This is a genomic window from Campylobacter sp. CN_NE2 (assembly GCF_027797465.1).
In the GTDB taxonomy this organism is placed as follows: domain Bacteria; phylum Campylobacterota; class Campylobacteria; order Campylobacterales; family Campylobacteraceae; genus Campylobacter_B.
Genome location: NZ_CP115608.1, coordinates 254,320 through 276,476, shown reverse-complemented (window position 1 = coordinate 276,476; position 22,157 = coordinate 254,320). Strand labels below are relative to the sequence as shown.

At 35.9% G+C, this 22,157-nt stretch carries 20 protein-coding genes; 7 read left to right on the top strand and 13 right to left on the bottom strand.

The genetic code is table 11. The annotated features are described in order from the left end of the window. Positions 1-52 precede the first annotated feature (52 nt). Positions 53-1,483: an aspartate ammonia-lyase gene (gene aspA, locus PF028_RS01415; RefSeq protein ID WP_270860887.1), complete on the bottom strand. Its 1,431-nt coding sequence runs from the start codon at positions 1,481-1,483 to the stop codon at positions 53-55. 676 nt (positions 1,484-2,159) lie between these two features. After that, positions 2,160-3,029: an aminotransferase class IV gene (locus tag PF028_RS01410; protein WP_270860886.1), complete on the bottom strand. Its 870-nt coding sequence runs from the start codon at positions 3,027-3,029 to the stop codon at positions 2,160-2,162. A gap of 140 nt (positions 3,030-3,169) precedes the next feature. On the opposite strand from PF028_RS01410, the gene PF028_RS01405 reads away from it, so the two are divergent. Both PF028_RS01405 and PF028_RS01400 read left to right on the top strand, forming a co-directional pair. Then, complete coding sequence (locus PF028_RS01405; protein WP_270860885.1) at positions 3,170-3,661, top strand: hypothetical protein; 492 nt, start codon at positions 3,170-3,172, stop codon at positions 3,659-3,661. Between the two features lie 203 nt (positions 3,662-3,864). Beyond that, positions 3,865-4,728, top strand: coding sequence for a hypothetical protein (locus PF028_RS01400; RefSeq protein WP_270860884.1), 864 nt, complete (start codon positions 3,865-3,867; stop codon positions 4,726-4,728). A 60-nt stretch (positions 4,729-4,788) separates the two neighbouring features. Here the strand turns inward: PF028_RS01400 and PF028_RS01395 are convergent, their stop codons facing one another. Together PF028_RS01395 and rsmH are read right to left on the bottom strand one after the other, a co-directional pair. Then, positions 4,789-5,106: a hypothetical protein gene (locus PF028_RS01395; protein WP_270860883.1), complete on the bottom strand. Its 318-nt coding sequence runs from the start codon at positions 5,104-5,106 to the stop codon at positions 4,789-4,791. After that, complete coding sequence (gene rsmH / locus PF028_RS01390; RefSeq protein ID WP_270860882.1) at positions 5,107-6,030, bottom strand: 16S rRNA (cytosine(1402)-N(4))-methyltransferase RsmH; 924 nt, start codon at positions 6,028-6,030, stop codon at positions 5,107-5,109. It abuts the gene before it with no gap. 62 nt (positions 6,031-6,092) lie between these two features. On the opposite strand from rsmH, the gene PF028_RS01385 reads away from it, so the two are divergent. From PF028_RS01385 to ftsZ, 4 genes are all read left to right on the top strand, one after another. Continuing rightward, a complete protein-coding gene (locus PF028_RS01385; RefSeq protein ID WP_270860881.1) occupies positions 6,093-6,662 on the top strand; it encodes a class II aldolase and adducin N-terminal domain-containing protein in 570 nt (189 codons plus the stop codon). 135 nt (positions 6,663-6,797) lie between these two features. After that, entirely contained in the window at positions 6,798-8,258 is a 1,461-nt protein-coding gene (locus PF028_RS01380) for a peptidylprolyl isomerase (protein WP_270860880.1), read from the top strand. After that, positions 8,251-9,609, top strand: coding sequence for a cell division protein FtsA (gene ftsA / locus PF028_RS01375; protein WP_270860879.1), 1,359 nt, complete (start codon positions 8,251-8,253; stop codon positions 9,607-9,609). Before PF028_RS01380 ends, ftsA begins: the two co-directional genes overlap by 8 nt. 15 nt (positions 9,610-9,624) lie before the next feature. After that, positions 9,625-10,749, top strand: a complete 1,125-nt coding sequence (gene ftsZ / locus PF028_RS01370) for a cell division protein FtsZ (RefSeq protein ID WP_270860878.1) — start codon at positions 9,625-9,627, stop codon at positions 10,747-10,749. Between the two features lie 114 nt (positions 10,750-10,863). Here the strand turns inward: ftsZ and msrB are convergent, their stop codons facing one another. Then, positions 10,864-11,898 carry a peptide-methionine (R)-S-oxide reductase MsrB gene (msrB, locus tag PF028_RS01365; protein WP_270860877.1) on the bottom strand — a complete coding sequence of 345 codons (1,035 nt, stop codon included), beginning with the start codon at positions 11,896-11,898 and terminating at the stop codon, positions 10,864-10,866. 368 nt (positions 11,899-12,266) lie between these two features. Next, entirely contained in the window at positions 12,267-12,524 is a 258-nt protein-coding gene (locus PF028_RS01360) for a helix-turn-helix domain-containing protein (RefSeq protein WP_270860876.1), read from the bottom strand. Between the two features lie 90 nt (positions 12,525-12,614). Here PF028_RS01360 and PF028_RS01355 point away from each other — a divergent pair, with 90 nt between their 5' ends. After that, a complete protein-coding gene (locus PF028_RS01355; RefSeq protein WP_270860875.1) occupies positions 12,615-13,145 on the top strand; it encodes a DUF1643 domain-containing protein in 531 nt (176 codons plus the stop codon). Positions 13,146-13,335: 190 nt separating this feature from the next. Here PF028_RS01355 and purH read toward each other — a convergent pair whose 3' ends face one another. The 7 genes from purH to yidC all read right to left on the bottom strand — a co-directional run bounded on the left by purH (position 13,336) and on the right by yidC (position 22,154). After that, entirely contained in the window at positions 13,336-14,868 is a 1,533-nt protein-coding gene (gene purH, locus PF028_RS01350) for a bifunctional phosphoribosylaminoimidazolecarboxamide formyltransferase/IMP cyclohydrolase (protein ID WP_270860874.1), read from the bottom strand. Between the two features lie 9 nt (positions 14,869-14,877). Next, positions 14,878-15,723 (bottom strand): DnaJ domain-containing protein, encoded by an 846-nt coding sequence (locus tag PF028_RS01345; protein ID WP_270860873.1) that lies wholly within the window; start codon positions 15,721-15,723, stop codon positions 14,878-14,880. Positions 15,724-15,725: 2 nt separating this feature from the next. After that, positions 15,726-17,918, bottom strand: coding sequence for a phosphoribosylformylglycinamidine synthase subunit PurL (gene purL / locus PF028_RS01340; protein ID WP_270860872.1), 2,193 nt, complete (start codon positions 17,916-17,918; stop codon positions 15,726-15,728). A 235-nt stretch (positions 17,919-18,153) separates the two neighbouring features. After that, positions 18,154-18,336, bottom strand: a complete 183-nt coding sequence (locus PF028_RS01335; RefSeq protein WP_270860871.1) for a hypothetical protein — start codon at positions 18,334-18,336, stop codon at positions 18,154-18,156. Positions 18,337-18,369: 33 nt separating this feature from the next. Further along, positions 18,370-19,695, bottom strand: a complete 1,326-nt coding sequence (gene mnmE, locus PF028_RS01330) for a tRNA uridine-5-carboxymethylaminomethyl(34) synthesis GTPase MnmE (RefSeq protein WP_270860870.1) — start codon at positions 19,693-19,695, stop codon at positions 18,370-18,372. Beyond that, a complete protein-coding gene (locus tag PF028_RS01325) occupies positions 19,688-20,581 on the bottom strand; it encodes a Jag N-terminal domain-containing protein (protein ID WP_270860869.1) in 894 nt (297 codons plus the stop codon). Before PF028_RS01325 ends, mnmE begins: the two co-directional genes overlap by 8 nt. Beyond that, positions 20,565-22,154, bottom strand: a complete 1,590-nt coding sequence (yidC, locus tag PF028_RS01320; protein WP_270860868.1) for a membrane protein insertase YidC — start codon at positions 22,152-22,154, stop codon at positions 20,565-20,567. The genes PF028_RS01325 and yidC overlap by 17 nt, the downstream gene beginning before the upstream one ends. Between the last annotated feature and the right edge of the window lie 3 nt (positions 22,155-22,157).

Genomic DNA, 22,157 nt, shown 5'->3' with positions numbered 1-22,157 from the left:
TTATCCTTTTTTATATTTTTAGGGGAAATTTTACTTTCCCCATTTTATTACTTTATTTTTTACCTTTAAATTTATCTTTGTCTTCTGCCGTCATATGCGGATTTAACAAATTATCAGGGCGCAAAATATCTTCGATTTGCTCTTTTGTTAAAAGTCCGCGTTCAATAGCAATCTCTGAAACACTTTTTCCTGTATTTAATGCTTCTTTTGCGATACTAGCACTATTTTCATAACCGATATATGGGTTAAATGCAGTAACGATTCCGATAGAGTTATAAACATAATTTTTGCAAACTTCGACATTTGCTGTAATCCCAAGAATACATTTTTCACCCATTGTTCGCATTGCTTTTCGTAACATAGCAATTGAGTTAAACAAATCATAAGCGATAATCGGCTCAAATGCGTTTAGTTGTAATTGACCGCCTTCTGCGGCTAGTGAAATGGTAACATCGTTTCCGATAACTTCGTAGCAAACTTCACTAACGACTTCTGGAATAACAGGATTTACTTTGCCCGGCATTATCGAGCTTCCCGGTTGCATTTTTGGTAAATTTATCTCATTAAATCCGCATCTTGGACCGCTTGAAAGAAGTCTTAAATCGGCACAAATTTTGCCAAGTTTTGTAGCAACTCTTTTTAAAACGCCTGAAATTTGAACATACGCACCGGTATCTTGTGTGGCTTCGATTAAATTTCCTGCTTTTACAAAAGGTCTGCCTGTAACTTCTTGCAATTTTGCTTCGACTAATTTTGGATATTCAGGGTGCGAATTTATACCTGTTCCGATCGCAGTTCCGCCCAAATTCATCTCTCGCACCAAATTTCTTGCTTCCATAACTCGTTCGATGTCTTCATTTAACATTACAGAGTATGTTTTAAATTCTTGCCCCAAAGTCATAGGAACGGCATCTTGCATTTCGGTTCGTCCCATTTTGATAATATTTCTAAATTCGTGAGCTTTTTTATTAAAACACTCAACCAAAAATCGCATAGCATCGGTCAGCTCGCAAAGTCTTTCATAAATAGCCACTCTTAGCGCCGTCGGATAAGCGTCATTTGTGCTTTGTCCTAAATTTACATGATCATTTGGATGGCAGTATTTATACTCGCCTTTTTTGTGCCCCATGTGTTCAAGTGCCAAATTTGCGATAACTTCGTTTGCGTTCATATTCGTGCTAGTTCCAGCTCCACCTTGAATCATATCTACTACAAATTGATCTATAAATTTACCGGAAATGATTTGATCGCAACCCCAACAAATGGCTTCTTGAATTTCTTTATCCAAAAGTCCCAATTCGCCGTTTGCCAATGCTGCTGCTTTTTTAACTTGCGCTAGGGCTTTTACAAAACCCGGAAAATCTTTTAGTTTTTCGTGGCTGATATTAAAATTTTCAACCGCCCTAAAAGTTTGCACACCATAATACAAGCTATCGTCGATTTCTAATTCGCCGATAAAATCGTGTTCTTTTCTTGTTGCCATGTTTTCCTCCTGACATTAAAGATTTAAGATTTTCATCTTTCTAATGAAATTATATGATTTTTTTTCGCTAAATATGGCAATCTAAAAACATAAATTTAAACTTAAATTTTTTTTGTTTTTTTATTTTTTAAGTTTAATACTGAAAATATTCTGAATTTAGTATAAATTTTTACATTTTTTTGCCATAAATTTCGCTTTTTAGCTGAATTTTATATTAAAATAGAACTTTCTTAAACTTTCAAGCTTAAAAACAAAGTTTTAAAATTGAAAAAATTTTTTTAATTTTTTTTAAGAAAAAATGATTTTTTTAATTTTAAGTGTTACAAAAAGTAACACTTTTTGGAATTTAACAAATTTGCCAAATTTGGTTAAGCTATATTTAAATTTCAGATAAAATAGAAAACTGATTTTTCATTATAGTCCTAAATTTGGTAATTTTATAAATTCTTAAACAATATTAAGTTTTTAAAATTTAAAAAAATAAACATTTTTTTTATAAATTTCAGCATTTTTCTTAAATTAATTTTAATGCCATTTTTAAAGAGAATTCTTAAATAATTTAACGATATAATTTTCTATTTAAAAAACGGCAAATTTAAAGACCTTTCTCTTTAAATTTGCCGTGATTTTTTACTATTTTTTGCGATAAAGCTACCAATTTTGTTTAGTATAAAATTTACAAAATTCCCGCTTCTTTTTTAAGCCTGTTTGCATACATTTGCCTTAAAATCGGCACGAATTTTCCTACTTTTCCGCCGCCGATTGGCTTACCGTCAGCCTTTATGACAGGAAGTAGCATTAAAGTCGCCGCACTGATAAAAGCTTCATCAGCATCATAAACCTCTTCCATACTAAATTTTCGCTCGACCACTTTTAGCCCTGCTTCGCCAGCAAAACCTAAAATAACCTTTCTGCGAATTCCGGGAAGTATCTCGTTTGATAGCGGTTTTGTGATAAGTTCGCCGTTTTTGATGATAAAAGCAGATGAGCTGCTACACTCGGTTACAAAGCCGTCTTCAACCAAAAAGCACTCGTCAGCTCCCATTTTGTGCGCTTCGTGTTTGCTTATGCACTGCGCTAAAAGCGAAACTGATTTTATATCGCGTCTTTTCCAGCGAATTTCAGGCAAACTTACGATTTCGATACCCTTTGTCGCGTCAGGGTTATTAAAAATCTCTTTTGGATATGCAAAAACAAAGCAAGTCTCTTCCAAACCCACAGGAAAATCAAAATCTCTCATAGCCACACCACGCGTAACTTGTGTGTAAATTCCGCCCTCAACGATACCGTTTCGTTTGATGACTTCGTAAAAAACTTCTTCGTATTTTTCTTTACTCATCGGAAGTTTTAGCTCTATTGCAGCCAAGCTTCGCTCGAATCTCTCCCAAAAATCGGCTCTATCGACGAGCTTGCCATTTACCACAGGAACGACTTCGTAAATTCCGTCGCCAAATATAAAACCACGATCAAACGGGCTTATTGTAGCTTCTTTTGCGTCGCAAAATTTGCCGTTTATATAAACTATTCCGCTTAAATTCGAACTCATTTTTAATCCTTTTTAATGAATTTTTGCGTAATTTTAACTCAATATTGATTAAATTGATTTAAATCGGCAAATTCGGACGATTTTTAGCCATAAATTTAAACAAAATTTTGTATAATACGCAAAAAATTCAAGGAAATTTTATGTGTAAAAACCTAAAAAAACTAGTTTTGCAAAAAATGTTTCATGTATCAAAAAAGCCTGTGCTATTTCGCGATTTGCTTGAAGCAAATGCTGAATTTAACGATGGTATGCTAGTAGATCCTGCAAAGCTAAATTTCAAATTTAACTACGGAAAATCTTATATTTTATTTGGCATTTTTGCTTTTATTATTTTGGTGCCGACCATTTTGCTAACTCACGCATTTTTTGCCAAAATCGATGTGCATTTATCACTTTTAGCCGTTATCATCGCCACTTCTGCTGTGTTTATCGGGTTTGATTGCTTTAAAGCGTGGGCGAGAAAAGAGCTAACGCACGAACTTATCAAAAAAGCGTGGGAAAACCACTTTTTGTATTTTCCTTATGAAAAATACTCCCAAATAGTCGAGCAAATTTACGACGAAGCCGTCAAAAACGAAATTCCAAAGCGAGATTTGGAAAAATATGTTTTGGATAAATTGGTGCAAAAGTAGGAATTTGCGCCAAAATTTCCTAAATTCGTTTAATAATCAATAAAATTTTTAAAATTCGTATCGCTTGACGATACGACCTGAATTTAAATTTGCTAGAATTTGTCATTGCGAATTTTTGAAATGGTGCGAATTTGCGTTATTTGTCATTGCGAGATTGCCACACTACTACTTCGCAGTGCCTTGTAAAGTATAAAGGATAAAATTTGAAAAAATTGAAAGAATTTGCAAAACGCAAAAAAGAACAAGAAGAATTTGCCAAAAAAGCTAGGCAATCTTCTTTAAAACTAGAAGCAAAAATGCAAAAATTAGCCCCAAAAATAGAAGAAAAAGAAGCCAAATATCAACAAGATTTAGAATTTCAAAAGAAAAATAATCCGAATTTTAGGGATTACGATGAAAATCCGTTGATAATAAAAAATTATGAAAGATTTTTTGTTTTAAGTTCATATTTAATTTGCCTTTGTGTCGGCGGGGTGTGCTGTGTTATTTTTAGGGATATGTTTTTTTATGGCAGACCATTTAAATTTGAACCTTTGTCAATGGTAGTTGTATTTTATTTTGCCTTTGTTTATTTATGGGTGGTTAAGTTAAATTCATTTGAGATAGTGTTTGCAAACAGATTTATTCAATTTGTAGATAATGGAGTAGTTAAAAGGCAAATTGAAATTTCATTAGAAGAGCTCTCTAAGCCATATTTTTCATACTCTTCAATTGGATATGATTCGTCGTTTGTGTATAACGCAGTGCATTTTTGTGTTTTGTTGCTCCTTATTATAGCAATGCCAAAAATCATTATACCTTTTTCGATATTTTTTTATCTTACAAATTTATTAATTAAATTATTTTTTCATTTATTATTAAATAAGAGCTTAAAAGGATTTAGAGTATTTTCATTTATTAGAATTTCAGACGGAATTTTTACTAGTTATGCCTATGGTGCTTTGTTATCGCATAGGTATTTTATGCTCCATTTGTATAATAATGAAATTTATTATGAAGTTAAAAAATATTTTTTACAAAAAAATATAAATATAGATGATTTGCCGAAAAGGTATTCAATTTTTTAATAACAAAATTTAATAAACCAAATTTTTATATGAAAAACAAAGTAAGATTTCAAAAAAAACTTACTTCCCGTTTTCTACGCTAAATGAGTCCAAAATTTCGTTTTTAAAACGCAAAAGTTCTATACTATTTTTAAGCGCTCTATTTTCTTCGAGCAAAACTTCGTGTTTGCTTCGAAGCTCGGCTATATCGCGACTTATGTAGTAAATTTCGTTTCTGATATACACAACAGGCACGGTCAAAAAGAAAAAGATCATCATCACTATCCACACTTTTAACAGCGTGTAAAATGGTATTTCTTTGGTTTTTTTGATTTCGTTGTCGAAATTTAGGACGATTTCGTCTTTTTCGTTAAAACCAAAAAGCGGTTTTTGCTCCATTTATGCCTTTCTATCTATCTCAAAAACTCTCATCTTAGCGCTACTTGCGCGAGAATTTGCCATTAACTCATCTTTGCTAGCTGTGATCGCTTTTTTACTCAAAATTCGCCCAAGCGCGTGGTTACCGCCACATTCGCATTTGATAAAAAAATCAGGGCAAACACAGTTTTTTTCCCATTTTTTGAAGCGATTTTTCACAATCCTATCTTCTAGTGAGTGAAATGAGATTATAGCGACTTTTGCTTTATTTATCTTTGAATTTTCGATTGAATTTAGTAAATTTGTTAGCTCTGCTAGTTCGTCATTGACTTCTATGCGAATGGCTTGAAAAACCAAAGTCGCTTCGCTCACACTTCGCCCTTTTACGCTTTTATCCCCTATGATACTAACTAACTCTTTTGCGCTTGTTATTGTTTTGTTAGTGCGATAAGCCACGATTTTATCGGCAATCTTATGCGAATTTGCTAACTCGCCGTATTCGTTAAAAATTCTTGTTAGTTCATCTTTTGAGTATGAATTTACCACGAATTTGGCATCTTTTTCACTAGTTTTATCCATACGCATATCTAGCTCGTCGCTTTGCAAACCAAAACCGCGTTCGTTTTTATCGATTTGAAGCGATGAAACGCCGATGTCAGCTAAAATGCCACGCACCGAATTTGTATCGATTAAATTTAAAATTTGCGAAAAATTACTTTTGAAAATTTGAACTCTATCTCCAAATTCGCTCAAACGATTTTTTGAAAAAGAGATAGCTTCGTCGTCCCTATCACAAGCGATCAAATTCACATTTGGATTTGATTTTAAAATTCCGCTACTATGACCACCATAACCCAAAGTGCAGTCGATTATAACGCCATTTTCTACGCTTTTAAAAACTTCCAAAACTTCGTTATACAAAACCGGAATATGTGGAATTTGCAAATTTAACCCCTAATTTTTCTTTTTTTAGTATAATAGCAAAATTTAATTTAAAAGGCAGATTAATGAATTTAGATTATTACTATAAAACTTTGCAAGATATTTCGCTTTCGATGTTTAGAAAGAGCTTTTTTGGCATTTTTCACGGCTCGATTTCGGCAAAAGTCGAAGAAAATCAGTTTATGATAAACAAAGAAGACACCATTTTTGATAGCGTAAAAAAAGACGATTTGGTTTTGCTTTACACAAAAAAGGATTATCGCTGGAACGAAGCTAGTTTGGATGCCGATATTCATTTAAATATCTACAAAAATATAAAAGAGGCAAAATTTGTTTGTTATGCGATGCCGCCGTATTTGGTTTCATATACTTTCGAGCATGATTTTATAATTCCAAAAGATTATTTTAGTTTTATGAAATTCAAAAAAATCGAAATTTATGACCCTAAAAATTTTGAAGATTGGTATGAACGAGCCCCGCACGAAGTTTATAAATATATGCTTGATGAAAACAGCGATATTATGATTATCCGTGGATATGGCGTGTATGCGTATGCAAGAACTGCTAGTGCGTTAGCCAAAAAAATCGCACTTTTGGAAAATAGTTGCAAATTACTAAATTTAAGTCAAAATTAGTTTTTTGTTAGTTAAATTTACTAACAATTTGTTAGTAAATTCATTACAAAATACCGAATTTTTCAGCATTACATAAGTTTTATGTTAGTATAATTATGGCAATTTTTGTTAGTTAGAAGTTAGTAAAGGATTTCAATGATAAATTGGATGCAAAAGCATAAAAAGTCGCTCATACCTACAATCTGGATAAGCACAATCGCATTTGTGGGAGCCGGATTTGTCGGCTGGGGAGCTTATGATTATAACAAAAACAGAGCTGGCGCAATCGCAAAAGTCGGCGACATAAAAATCAGCAATCAAGAATTAAATACCAAATATAGAGAGCTTTATTCATATTTTAGTTCGACAAGCGAAGGATTTACACAAGAAAAAGCAAACGAAATGCACCTTGATGAAATAGCTGCTTCAAATCTAATCCAAGAAGCTTTGCTTTTAAATTTTGCAAAAGATTTAGGCATAAAAGCTACCAAAGAAGACATCGCAAAATATATAGTTACAGCACCAGAATTTCAAGTCGATAATAAATTTAACAAACAGCTTTACTCACAAGCGATTAAAAATTTAGGCATAACAACGGCTGAATTTGAAAAGAATTTAGAAAAAACGATAGTTTTGCAAAAGCTAATGGAAGGAATTTCTTACGAGCCTACTGATACTGCGCTAGAAGCATTTCTTTCTTCAAGCCTTATTCAAGATAGATTAAGTATTGAAGTCGTCAAACAAAGTGATGAAAACATAACTGTTAATAACGACGAACTTATGAAATTTTGGGAAGAACACAAAAGCAACTATATGACAAAACAAACTTATGAACTTGATACGCTTTTTGTCGCACCGCAAACAACACAAATCGATGATAAAACGCTAAATGAGTTTTTTGAAGCACACAAAACTACTTATAGAAACGAAGATGATACGCTAAAAAGTTTTGAAGAAGCAAAAGATAGCGTTTTAGCTGATTATTTAGTTGAATTTAATAAAGACGAAGCCGTAAAAACATATCTAAATGTAAAAAAAGGTAGCATAGCCACTGATAACAAAATGGTTGTTAGTGATGAAAATTTTCCTGTTAGTGAGTTAGAAAATGCTAAAATAGGCGAATTTATCAAACCTTTTGAGTATAACGGTGGAAATTTAATAGCTAAAATAACAAAAATCAACGAACCAAAAGTTATGGAATTTGAACAAGCCAAAACTATGGCAGAAGATGATTTTATCGTAGAAAAGAAAGAAGAATTATTAAAACAAAAAGCCGAAGAAGCGTTAAAGAATTTTAAGGGCAAAGATATAGGTTTTATCGCAAGAGATAGCGCAAACAGCGTTAGTGAGTTAGCAGATTTTGAATTTGCTATGCTTTTAAACGATGTTTTTTCTAACAACAAAAAAGAAGGCTATACTATTTTTGGCGATAAAGCAATAGCCTATAAAATAACAGAACAAAAATTTCCCGATACGGAGCAAATTTCACAATACAAAGATGCACTCAAAGGCGAAGCTTCGTATATGATGAATTCTGCATTGCAAAATGATTTATTAAAATCTCTTCAAAAAAGATACAAAATAGAAAGATTTTATAAAGGTAGAGATAGTGAGTGAGTATATTTTAGGGCTTGACATAGGCTCTGTCGAAATTCGTGCCATTATTGCAAAAAAAGATGAAAATTTAGCAGTTTGTGGTATGGGCAAGGCTAAGACATACGGCGTAAAAAAAGGCATTATCACAAATATCGAACAAGCTGCAAACTCTATAAAACATGCAGTTAATGACGCCGTAAAGAGCGCAGGACGCAGATACGATAAGGTTATAGTTTCGATTTCCGGTGCCTATACAAAAAGTGTTCCATCACAAGGCATTATAAGCGTTCCTGATCATGAAATCGGCATAACAGAAATCAAACGAGCTATGCAAATGGCAGAACACAACGCAAATGTTCCAAATGATTATGTCAAACTTCACATTTTACCTTATGATTTTAAAGTTGATGAGCAAGACCACATAGAAGATCCTTTGGGTATGAGCGGAAACAGACTTGAAGTTTCCACTCATATCGTTATTGTTCCTGAAAGTTCTGTTAAAAATTTAACCAAATCTGTCGAAATGGCAGGAATAAAAATCGATAATATCGTTCTTTCAGGCTATGCTTCGGCTATTTCAACCCTTAGTAAAGATGAAAAAGAGCTTGGTGTTGCACTAATCGATATGGGTGGCGCAACTTGCGATATGGTTGTGCATTTAGGAAATTCGCTTCGATATAATGATGTTTTACTTATCGGCTCTACTAACATAACTAACGACTTATCAAAAGCGATTCACACACCGCTTCCATACGCCGAAGAGATAAAACTATCTTATGCCGATTTAATCGATGAAGGCAAAAGAGAGATAGAACTTCCCGTTCTTGGCGAAGATGAAAGCACTCACAGTGTTAGTTTAGAAATTATAACAAATGTTATTTTCTCGCGCATTGAAGAGACTTTGATGTTTTTGGCTAAAAAACTTGATGAAAGCGGATATAAAGATAAAATCGGTGCGGGAATCGTCCTAACAGGCGGTATGACAAAGCTAGATGATGTTAGAGAACTTGCAATGGCAATCTTTGATAGCATTTCTATCAGAGTTGCAAGACCAAGAAATGTTAGCGGACTTTATGAAATAGCAAAAGACGGAGCAAATTCTTGTGCTATCGGTCTTTGTTTGTATGGATTTGGCGAATTTACACCTTATGAAATCGATTCAAACGGCGAACTTCGTTATAAAGATGAAGTTATCAAGCCGTCAAATTCAAACGATATTTACGCAAAAGAGATTGCAACGGCAATCGACAATGAAAACGGCAAACGAGTTGAAGTCGGAGTTGGTATGGACAAAAATGATATGACTTTACCAAAACTTCCTGAACCAAATGTTTTGAAAAAATTTTGGAATTACATAAAACAACTATTTTAACCAAGGAGAGATTTTATGCAAGGTTATAGTATAGCAGAAAAGAAAAAACCTGTTTTTAGTGCCGAGATTAAGATTATCGGTGCAGGCGGTGGCGGCGGAAATATGATAAATCACATAGTCCGCACTATGGAAAATAGCGACAAAGTTGATTTGATTGTCGCAAATACCGATAAACAAGCACTGAACGGATCTAGTGTAAAACTCAAAATTCAACTTGGAAATAACGGACTTGGTGCCGGTATGGACCCGGAAGTCGGCAAAGCAGCAGCAGAAGAAAGTTATGAAGACATAAAAGATGCTTTAAGCGGTGCCGATGTTGTCTTTGTTAGTGCAGGACTTGGTGGCGGCACAGGCACAGGGGCAGCTCCTGTCATAGCAAGAGCCGCAAAAGAGCAAAAAGCTCTAACAATCGGCGTTGTTACTACTCCGTTTAGTTTCGAAGGCAACAAAAGAATGCGCCTAGCACAAGAAGGTATCGCCGAACTTAAAAAAGAGTGCGATTCTATTATTGTAATTCCAAATCAAAAATTATTAAGCCTAGTAGATAAAAAAGCAGGATTTAAAGAAGCTTTCAAAATGGTCGATAGTGTTCTAACACAGGCCGTTTCAGGTATGACTTCTGTTATCATTGAAAGCGGAGATAGCGATATAAATGTCGATTTTGCCGATGTTAAAATGGTAATGACACACAGAGGCCTAGCTCTTATGGGCGTAGGCAAAGCAGAAGGCGAAAATGCAGCCAAAGAAGCTGTGCAAAATGCTATCCAATCACCGCTTCTTGAAGATATGTCAATCAACGGTTCAAGAGGTGTTTTAGTTCATTTCAAACTTCACCCTGATTGCTCACTATTTGAAATCGATGAAGCTATGCAAATCATTAGAGATGCAGCGCATGAAGATGCGGCAATTATTTTTGGAACTACAAGCGATGTAAATATGGATAACAACCGCGTTGAAGTTACTTTAATCGCAACAGGTTTTGGTAACGAAAGCGTCGAAAAAGACGAGCCCAGTAAGGATTTAAACAGCATTAGACAAGAAAGATTTTCTCAACTACGAAGAAAAGTAAGCGGTAGCGATTTTGATAACGCTTACGATGAGCTTGAAGAGCCGTCATATTTAAGAAACAAAATGGATTAATAAATCCTACAAATTCTCCTTGGATAAATTTATCGCCCTACTCTCGGGCGATAAATTCTTTGTTTGCCATTTTATTAAATTTCATTGACTTTATGATTTTAAATATCAAAAAATTTATTTTACATACGGGATATACTCGCCGTATCCAAGCTCTTGCATTTTTTCAAGCGGAACAAATTCGAGCGAAGCGCCGTTTATGCAGTATCTAAGACCGCCTTTTTCTTTTATGCCGTCATTAAAAACATGCCCTAAATGGCTATCTCCGAGCCTAGAAGTTACTTCTGTTCGCACCATGCCGTGGCTAGTGTCGTTTGCATAATTCAAAGCATCCGTAGTTATGGGCTTTGAAAAGCTCGGCCACCCGCACCCTGCGTCGAATTTATCCGTCGAGCTAAAAAGCGGTTTTTTCGTGACGACATCGATATAAATGCCTTTTGCACTCAATTTATCAAATTCGCTCGTATATGGGCGTTCGGTCGCTTTTTCTTGCGTCACGGCAAACTGCAAAGGATTTAAAGTCGCTTTCAACTCTTCATGGCTAGGAAGCGTAAATTTACTCTCATCATAAAGTGGTTTGGTCGCTAAATTTAGGTCGATATGACAATATCCATTTGGATTTTTCCCCAAATAATCTTGATGATACTCTTCTGCTTTGGCATAATTTTTTAACGGCAAGATCTCGACGGCGATTTTTTCCTTATATTTTTTTTGCTTTATAGCAATGAAATTTTGCAAAAATTCCTTATCACTCTCATCTGTGTAGTAAATCCCTGTGCGATACTGCCTGCCGACATCATTGCCCTGTTTATCGACGCTCGTTGGGTCAATCACTCTAAAAAAATGCTCTAAAATCTCGGCAAACGCAACCACATTTTCATCAAATTTGATTTTTAGAGTTTCTGCGTGATCTGTATTTTTGAGCGAATAATAATCCGTTTTTTCGCTCTTGCCATTTGCATAGCCTACTTCGCTTTCCACTACGCCTTTTACTTGCTTAAAATAGCCTTCCATACCCCAAAAACAGCCACCTGCTAGGTAAATTTCTTTTAAATTTTGATTTAAATTTGCCATATTTCCTGCCTTTAAATTTGTATCATTTGCATTTAGAAATAACGCAAAAAATAGTAAAATTTTTAAAAATTTAAACATTTTTTCGCCTTTTGATTTTTAAATTTGTGCGAATTGTAGCTAAAATTTGTAAATTTATTAAATTTTTGCCCATTTGTCATTGCGAAAACAAATTTATAAATTTTGTTTAATCTGTCATTGCGAGAAACTGCGTAGCGGTTTCGTGGCAATCGCCAGAGCTTAAACTACAAATTTAATCTTTTGCAAATTTAAATAATTTTGTTATTTATCAAATTCTTTAATCTGTAAATTTACATTATGGTAATTTTGCCACTAGCGATTGCTTCGAATTTACTTCGTAAATTCTCGCAATGACAATGGAGGTTTTTTTATTATTCATTGAATTATTTTGAATTTGTGCAGCAAATTTGATGTAATGACAAAAGAATTTAAATTTTAATTGATTTAAAAAACTCGCAAACGCTGACTTCTAGGACATTTGCGATTTTAATTAGATGTTCTATGTTGAAGTGTTTTTTGTTTATGCCAAGTTCAGCCATAGAAATCGTGCCGACTGCCTTGTGTCCTATCGCCATAGCTAGGCTTAACTGCGAAACGCCCTTTTGTGTGCGTATGCGTTTGACATTTTCGCCGATAGTTTTGTAAATTTGCTCCATTTGTTCGTCTGTAATGGTGCAGTCTTTCAATTTCGCCTACCTATGGTTAAACTAACTGTAAGTATATAAATATTAAAATTTAACTATGCTTAAATAAATTCATTTGTGAAAGGTAAATGCATGAAATACCCAGAAAATTATCAACCAACTTTCTGTGAAAAAACCAATACTTGCAGATTTTCATTAGGCAAAAATGGTAATAAAAATTTAATGATAATCGGCTTTAATCCAAGCACGGCTAATAAGGAAGTTTCAGACCCTACTATGAATAGTGTAATTAAATTTTGCGAATTTAATGGATATGACGGATACATTATGGTTAATGCTTATCCGTTTATATCTACAAATCCTAGCGAGATAAAATTTGATGAAAAAATTATTCCTCAAAATTTAAAACATATAAAAGACAAAATAAAAGAACTAGAAATTTCGGATATTTTGTTAGCTTATGGTGATATGAATATGCCAAATTTCATGCTAAAAGCTTTGTTTGAAATTTTAAATATAGTAGAAGATAAAAATATTTTTGTGATTAAAACATTAAAAAGTGGAATTCCAGCACATCCATTATACAAAAAAGTAAATAAACTACAAAAATTTACAGACATTAAAGGCGAAATGGATAGATTAAAAAGAGAATTATCCAATTAATTCTATTTTAATATCTCATTTTACCATTATGGTGGGCAAGGATGCCCACCCTACGAAAGTTAGATTTGGAATTGCAAAATTTAACACTTATGCCGACGATTTTTCACGGAGTGGGCGACGGACTAGACCGACTCGTCTGTCCTAGCCCACGCCGTGAAAAAGCTAGGCTTGTTTAATTGCAAATAATATTTTAATGCAAAAAGTGGCGAATTCCCGTAAAATACATCGCCATGCCAAATTCGTCCGCCGCAGCGACGACTTCATCATCACGGATTGAGCCACCCGGTTGGATTACGGCTTTTACGCCCACTTCATTAGCGATTTCTATACTATCTTTGAAAGGAAAAAACGCTTCACTTGCCAAAGCACAGCCCTGCAAATCAAGCCCCAAATCCCTTGCTTTTGCCACAGCTGCGCGCGCAGCATCGACACGGCTTGTCATACCCATGCCGATCGCCACCATTGCCGAGTTTTTCACATACACAACGCAGTTTGATTTAGTCAGAGCTGCGACCTGCCAAGCGATTTGCAAATCGGTAAATTCGCCAGAATTTGCCGAACGCTTGGTAACGCATTTAGCATTTTTAACCTCATCAGCACCCACATAGTCGCGTTCTTGATAGACAAATCCGCCGTCTATGAATTTAAAGTCATATTTATCATTTTCACGCATTAAAAATTTATTCTCTTGCGTGAAAATTTTAATGCGTTTTTTGTTTGCAAATACTTCAAGCGCGGCGTCATCGACATTGGCTGCGATGATGACTTCCACAAAAATTTCATTGATTTTCTCTGCCAAAGCCTTATCAAGTGTGCCGTTTATCGCCACCACGCCACCATAGGCTGAAACAGGGTCGCATTTAAGCGCTTCGGTGTAGCTTTCTAGCAAATTTGATTTTATGGCAAACCCGCACGGATTTGCGTGTTTGCAGATACTTACTGCTGGGGCTTCGCCAAAGCTACTTGCTAACATAACTGCGCCGTGAATATCGGTCATGTTATTAAAACTTGCTTCGCCTTTTAGGGCTTTGAAATTTAGGCTAAAAAAGTTTTCGAATTCATACAAAGCGCCCTTTTGGTGCGGATTTTCGCCGTATCTTGTCGCCATGACTTTTGAGCCTGTGATAAATTTTTTAGCACCAAAACCGCCGTTAAATCGCTCGTTCATATAGTTTGCTATCATGCTATCATACGCAGCAGTATGCTCGTAGGCTTTTATCATAAGGCTTCGGCGAAATTCCAAATCATCGGCTTTTGCTTTGATTTTTTCGATAACTAAATCATAATCTAAAATGTCCGTTACAATCAAAACATCTTTGAAATTTTTAGCGGCACTTCGCACCATGGCAGGTCCGCCAATGTCGATATTTTCGATAATCTCATCAAAATCATCTGTGCGAATCGTGGTTTGTTTAAAAGGATATAAATTTACACAAACCAAATCAATCCCGCCAATGCCGTGCGTTTTGGCTTGTTCGGCGTGATTTTTATCACTCCTTTTGTGCAAAATTCCGCCGTGAATTTTAGGGTGCAGGGTTTTTACTCTGCCTTCAAACATCTCAGGGCTTCCTGTGTAGGCACTCACTTCCACAGCATTTACGCCGTTTTCGCAAAGTAGCTTATAAGTGCCACCCGTGCTTAAAATTTCCCAACCCAAATTTGCCAAATCTTTTGCAAATTCCACTACGCCGTCTTTGTCGCTAACGCTGATTAACGCTCTCATTTTTACTCCTTATTTCTCTCCAAATTTTTCTTTTAAAATTTCATACGCTTTGTTGATTTCTTGTAATTTTTTTGTGCCTTCTTGCACGATTTCATCATCTGCGCCCTTGCCCATTAAAATATCAGGGTGATATTTTTTCACTAGCTCACGATATTTTTTCTTTATCTCATCAAACGACGCATTTTTTGAAACGCCAAGCACTCCGTAAGGGTCGAATTCTGGCTCTTTTTTATACGAGCTAGAATTTCTTTGGTAGCCGTTTTGATTGTAGTTTCCGCCATAACCGCCACGGCTGCCGTAGTTTCGCCCATAACCGCTTTGACTTTGGCGAGAATATCTATTTTTCCAAGCACGAGCCTGTTCAAAATCGCTTTGAAATTTGGCAAAAATTTGCTGTTTTAGGCTCTCGCTGATTTCAAATCCGTCGCAAATTTGGCTTATTGTGTTTTTTTCTGATTGGCTAAATTCGCCATCGATATAGGCTAAATTTAAAAAATAATAGATTAATCCAAACGCCCTATTTTGGTCGAATTTAAACCTTTGCTTATATTCAAACGCTACGCTAAAAACATTGTTTAAATTCTCTTTTTCGATATTGTAAATTTGCTTTAACTCATTTCGGACTGCGCTATTTCCGCCTAATTTATATGTCAAATCATCTAAGCTTTGACTGATTAGCTCGGCTTCTATCTCATTTACTCGCCCGTCGCTTTTGGCGACTTTGGCTAAAAGTGCAGTTAGGTATTTGGCTTCTTCAAATGAGAGCGAATTTGCCCTACTTTTGCCGCCAAATACCCCGTCTTTGGACGCTATGATATATAAAATAATTAAAAAAACGATAGTCCAAAACGACATTTTTAATCTTCGCTTCTAATAATCTCGCTAAATTTATTGTAATAAATCTCTCGCAAATCGCCTAAATTTCGGCTAACTTCGTTTATGCTAAATTTTTCTCCGCCAGTTACGCCAAGTTTTAGGAAATTTAAGCCCAAACTTTTAGCTAAATTTTCAAATTTCGCTTCATCGCTAACGCCAAAAATCGCGCGAGAAAAGCTCTCATCAAAAATATCTCGCTTATCATCGCACGGCATTTTAAACTCACCACCAACTTTGCCTACACACGCCATTTTAGCTAGTGTTATAGCAACACCGCCGACACCGACTGAATTTGCAAATTCAAAAATGCCTTGCTCGTTGCCTTTTATCGCCAAATTCCATAAATTTAGCTCTTTTTTATAGTCTAAATTAGGCAAAACACCACCGATTTTATTTAAAATCGTTTTCATATACAAAGATCCTGCAAACACGCCACCAGTGTCGCCAACCAAATAAACAGCGATATTTTCGGCGACAAAATGGCTAGGCAAATTTGCATTTTTATTTACGCCGACAGTTACGATCGCAGGGGTCGGCTGGATACTAACGCCCTCGGTTTCGTTATAAAGGCTCACATTTCCGCTCACAACAGGCGTATTTAGCTCTTTACACGCCTCTTTTATGCCTTCGCAACCTTGCGCAAACTGCCACATAACTTCCGGGTTTTGTGGATTTCCATAATTTAGACAATCTGTAATTGCTAACGGCGTAGCCCCGCTAAGAGCTACCTTGCGACCGCTAACGGCAACGGCTAATGCGCCACCGACGCGAGAATTTACAAAATTCATGCGGGTGTTACAATCCATACCCATTGCCAAATTCACGCCGTTTTCTTTCACACGCATTACAAAAGCACCCAAAGTTCCCGGTTGCTTTATAGTATTTGTGCCGATATTTGCGTCGTATTGATCGTAGATTAGATTTTTATTTAGTATTTCAGGTTCGCTAAACATTTTATCGAAAGCTTCGTTATTATCTATATTGCACTCGCAACCACAAAGGCTAAAATTTGCTATTTCGTCCAAATACGCTGGGCGTTTTGTAGGGCGGTCTAAAATCGGAGCTGCTTCGCTTAAAGGCTCGATTGGAATCTCGCCAGCTAGCTCGCCATGCCAGTAAAGCTCCATTTTACCGGTATTGGTTACTTCGCCGATGACTTCTGCGTCTAAATCCCACTTCGCAAAAATCTCTTTTATCTTATCTTCGCAACCTTTTTTCGCGCAAATTAGCATACGCTCTTGGCTTTCGCTTAGCATTAGCTCGTATGGCGTCATACCGCTTTCACGCATTGGCACTTTATCTAAGTGCATTTTCATACCGCTTCCGCTTCGTCCTGCCATTTCAAAGCTACTTGAAGTAAGACCAGCCGCACCCATATCTTGAATTCCGACAACATAATCAGTTTTAAAAAGCTCCAAACAAGCTTCCATTAAAAGCTTTTCGGCAAACGGATCGCCAACTTGCACGGTTGGGCGAAGAGATTTGTTTTCATCGTTAAAGCTATCACTTGCCATAACAGCTCCGCCAAGCCCGTCCCTGCCTGTTTTTGAGCCTACATAGATGACTGAGTTTCCCACGCCTTCTGCCTTGCCGTAGAAAATTTCATCACTTTTTACAATTCCCAAAGCAAAGGCATTTACCAAAATATTTCCATTAAAACTGCTATCAAATGTCGTTTCGCCACCTATCGTAGGGATTCCCATGCAGTTGCCATAGTGTGCAATACCGCTAACTGCGCCTTTGACCAAATATCTTTGATAACGATTTGTTTTGGAATTTCCCACGACATCGCCAAAACGCAGAGAATTTAGATTTGCTTCGACCCTTGCACCCATTGTGAAAATATCGCGCAAAATTCCACCCACGCCTGTGGCTGCGCCTTGAAACGGCTCAATGTAGCTAGGGTGATTGTGACTTTCCATTTTAAAAACAGCTGCCATGCCACCGCCAATGTCGATGACACCGGCATTTTCACCGGGACCTTGTATGACCCATGGAGCCTTGGTCGGAAAGCCGTTTAGGTATTTTTTGCTTGATTTATATGAGCAGTGTTCGCTCCACATAGCCGAAAAAATGCCAAGTTCTAGCAAATTTGGCTCACGCCCTAGAATTTCTAAAATTTTCGCATATTCGTCTTCGCTGATTTTGTGTGCTTCGATAGTTTTCTTATCCATTTTTAGCCTTTTTTGGAATTTATAAAAATAAAAGAATATAATACCCAAAAATAGCTTTAAATTTGATTTTGTGATTGTTTTTATTAAAATCGCAAATTTAAAAAAGCGAAAACTTTTTTAAATTTGCAACCTTGCAAAGCGTCGTCGGGGGTAAGGGGGTTGCAGGGGAAAGGGGAGCGACTTCGCAATTCAAGCCCCCTTTCCCCCTGCAAGGCAACTTCCTGCGTAATTAAATTTAAAAAATGATAACAATGCCAAATTTGATTGAATTTTTAAATTTGCAAATTCGCATAGTGGTTATTTTAGCTTTTGCTCTGCTACGCTTCGCTTCGCAAGAAACCTGCCACGCACTTTGGCGTGTCATCGCTTCGCTTGTTTTGGCGATTGCCACACTCGCTACGCTCGTTCGCAATGACAATGGAATAAAATCACAATTACAATGGATTAAAATTCATTTTCCTAAGCAAAAATTTGAAAACATTTCATCTAAAATTTCATCTCTATCAAACGGGCGAGAGATAGAAGAAATTTCTTTTATGGCGACATTTAATTCAAAGGCAAAAATTTCAAGTTCGCTTTCATTTAACTTTTCCTTTGCCCTTTGTATCGCATTTACGGCATTTTTACAAGCGATTATTTGGCGATTTGAGCTAAGCATAAGTCCGTCAAAATTTTGTGAATTTAGATACTCATTTAGCGAATTTATAAGCTCATCCGTGCCAAATTTAGCTGAAATTTTTATAGAATTTGGCAAATTTTTACTAAATTTTTGTTCTAAATCGCTTTTGTTAATAATATAAAAAACCTTTTTATCTTCATCTTTTAAAATTTCTAAAATTTTATCATCTTCGCCGTCAAATTCGCTACTTCCGTCAAAAACTGCTAATATAATATCGGCTTCTTTTACAGCCTTTATGGAGTGCGAAATGCCGATATTTTCTAAATTTGAAGCCCCATTTCGAATTCCAGCTGTATCTATAATGCGGATTATATGAGTGCCGATTTTAAGGCTTTCTTCTATGCGATCCCTTGTCGTGCCTGCTTCGTCGCTGACAATCGCCCTTTCGTAGTTTAAGAGTGAATTTAAAATGCTACTTTTGCCGACATTTGGTTTGCCAATAATCGCTACTTTAAAGCCTTCGATTAGCCCTTTTCTTTGTTCGCTAACTTCGGCTATTTTGCTTAGTTTGTGCGAGTTTTCATCTAGCATTGCGCTAGTTTTTTCTAAAATATCGCTTGGCAAATCCTCTTCGGCATAATCAATGCAAGTCTCCACAAAAGCCAGCGTCTTAACAAGCTCCGAGCGCAAGGTTTCGACATAGTTTTTAAGTTCGCCGTGCAGGTTTTTAGCTAGGATTTTTGTTGCGCTTTCGCTGCGTGAATTTATGAGAGCTTGAATAGCTTCTGCTTTTGTTAAATCCATTTTACCATTTAGATAGGCTCTTTTGCTAAACTCACCCGGGCTTGCAATTCTAGCGCCTAAATTTACAAGCTCGTCGATGATTAAATTTGAAATCACCAAACCGCCGTGCGTGTGAAATTCGACGACTTCTTCGCCTGTGAAACTAAACGGGGCTTTAAAATAAATCACAATGGCTTCATCGATAAATTCGCCATTAGCATTTTTTATCTCGCAAAGTGTCGCATAACGGGGTTTTAGAGAATTTTTATTTATAAGTTTTAGGGCAAGATTAAGCGAATTTGCACCGCTTAATCTCACTATGGATATACCGCCTGTGCCGTGCGCTGTGGCGACGGCGACAATATCATCATTCATTACTGTTGTCGTTTATGACTATGATTTTTCCGTTTTTGGCACTTTTTACGCCGACATATTTTTCCGGAAATTCAGCCCTTAATCTATCTACCGCAAATTTTACCAAAGCACCGTCATAAGGCTTAGTATAAGCCTTTCCTGCCGTTTTTACCTTTTCGATAACACCGCTTAAATACTCATTTAAAATTCGCTCTTGGTTTTGCAAAAATTCAGAAATTTCTAGGATTATCGAAAGGTTATATTTTATACTAATCCAGTTATAAATCATATACGAAAGTGCCTTGTAGCGGTAACCTTCTTTGCCGATAAGAAGAGCAGCATCTTCGCCGTCAAGCTTGATATAAACATTTTCATCATCGTATTTTTTCACTTCGACGACACTTACGGCAAAATCACTCGCGCTTAAAAGTTCGCCAAGTTTAATCTTAATCTCTTCTAAAACTTCATCGCTAACTTGCGATTTTAGCTTTCTTTCTTCTTTTTTGCGTGATTTTTTCGCAGGTTTTGGAGCAATTGCTTCTTCGCTATTTTGAGTTTTTAAATTTTGCGATTGCGAATTTTCCAAATTTGATGAATTTTCTAAATTTTGAGCTGAATTTTGGCTCGAATTTGCTTCTTTGTTTTCGCTTTTTTTAACTTTTTTATGCTGTTTTGCTTCTGCGTTTTCATGCGAATTTGGCTTTTTTCTAGGATTTTTTTGTTTTTTCTCAAATTTTTCCTTTTCGCCTTCGACTTTAACTTCTATAATCGCATTTTTACTAAATAATCCAAAAAGTCCGCCGCTTGGGTGTTGGATAACTTTTATATCAAGTTCGGTTATAGAACAATTTAGTTTTTCGGCGGCTTGTTTATATGCTAGTTCTAAATTTTTAGCTTCTATCTTCATTATGTTTCTCCGCTGCCAATTTTTTTTGTTTGTCAAAAAGTTTATTTATCGCGTATTGTTGCACGATTGAAGCCATATTGTTGATAGTCCAATACAGCGTAAGACCTGCCGGAAATGTCGCAAACAAAAATGTAAAAATCAAAGGCAAGAATTTCATAACCTTTTCTTGCATAGGGTCGGTAAATGTCGTAGGCGTGATTTTTTGTTGTAAAAACATTAAAATACCCATAGTTATCGGTAGGATAAAAAACGGATCTTTAATCGATAAATCTTGAATCCATAAAACCCACGGTGCGCCTTTTAGCTCGATAGCATTTAACAAAACTCGATAAATAGCAAAAAACACAGGAATTTGCAGTAAAATCGGCAAACAACCGCCCATTGGGTTTGCTCCGTGTTTTTTGTAAAGTTGCATCATTTGAGCTTGAAGTTTTTGTGGTTCATTTTTGTATTTTTCTTGAAGCTCTTTCATTTTCGGTGCTAAATCTTTTAGCTTATTCATCGACATCATACCTTTGTAGCTTAAAGGGAATAAAATCAAACGAATAATAAGCGTTAAAATCACGATCGCCCAGCCCCAGTTGCCGATATAATCGTGAATTGCACTTAAAAATTTAAACATAGGCCTAGCGATGAAAGTAAACCAACCATACTCGATGACATTTGTAAGTTTGCTATCAATGCTATTTAGCGTTTTGTACTCTTTTGGTCCGATATAGCCACCGGCGTTAAATTCGCCGTTACTTTTGGCAAAAACCTGCGTAATATCGTCTTTTGAAGTAAGCACGAGGCTTAAATCATTTCCGTTTGTGTAGAAAAATTTTGTATAGTATCTATCAGAAACTGCTGCGATATTTGCGTTATTTATGACCTCGTTTGATTTTACATCGCCGTCTTCGAAAATAGCCAAACTCTCATCTGCATTTCGCACCAAAGCACCATGAATAGTGTATCCATCAATCACTTCGCTAGGTCTGCTTCCAGGGCTTATATAAAAAACTGCATTTTTGCTTAAATTTACTTTTATATCGTAGTTTCCATTAGGATAAAATGTCAAATTTTTTGTAACTACAATATCGCCTAAATTTTGAGTTAAAACCAAATTTGCAGAGCCATTTGTGGCGTCTAAATTTGACGAAGTTGCCGTATAAGGTGTAGCAAACGCAAGATTGTTTAAATTTGCATCTTCAAAGCGAATTTCAAGCGGCAATGGCGACATATCTGCTTTAATCAAATTTATCGCTTCGCCGTTATCATTTTTGTATTTTTCTTCTTTTAAAACAAAAGAATTTATCCGTCCAAGCTCGTCAATACTTAAATCTGCTTTTTGTGTGGCGATTTTTACGATAGGTTCTTTAACTACCACACTTGTTGTAGGCGCAGGAGTTGCCGAGCTTTGAGAATTTGAATTTTCCACCTTTGGAGCGGCATTTTGAGTTTGAAGTGCTGTTTTGTTTGCTTCTAATGCCTGAGCTTCTCTGATTTTTGAAAGATAAAAATGATCATAGGCTATAAAAAATATAAAGGCAAGTGCCAAAGCCAAAACCAATCTTTTTTGAGCTGAATTATCCACTAA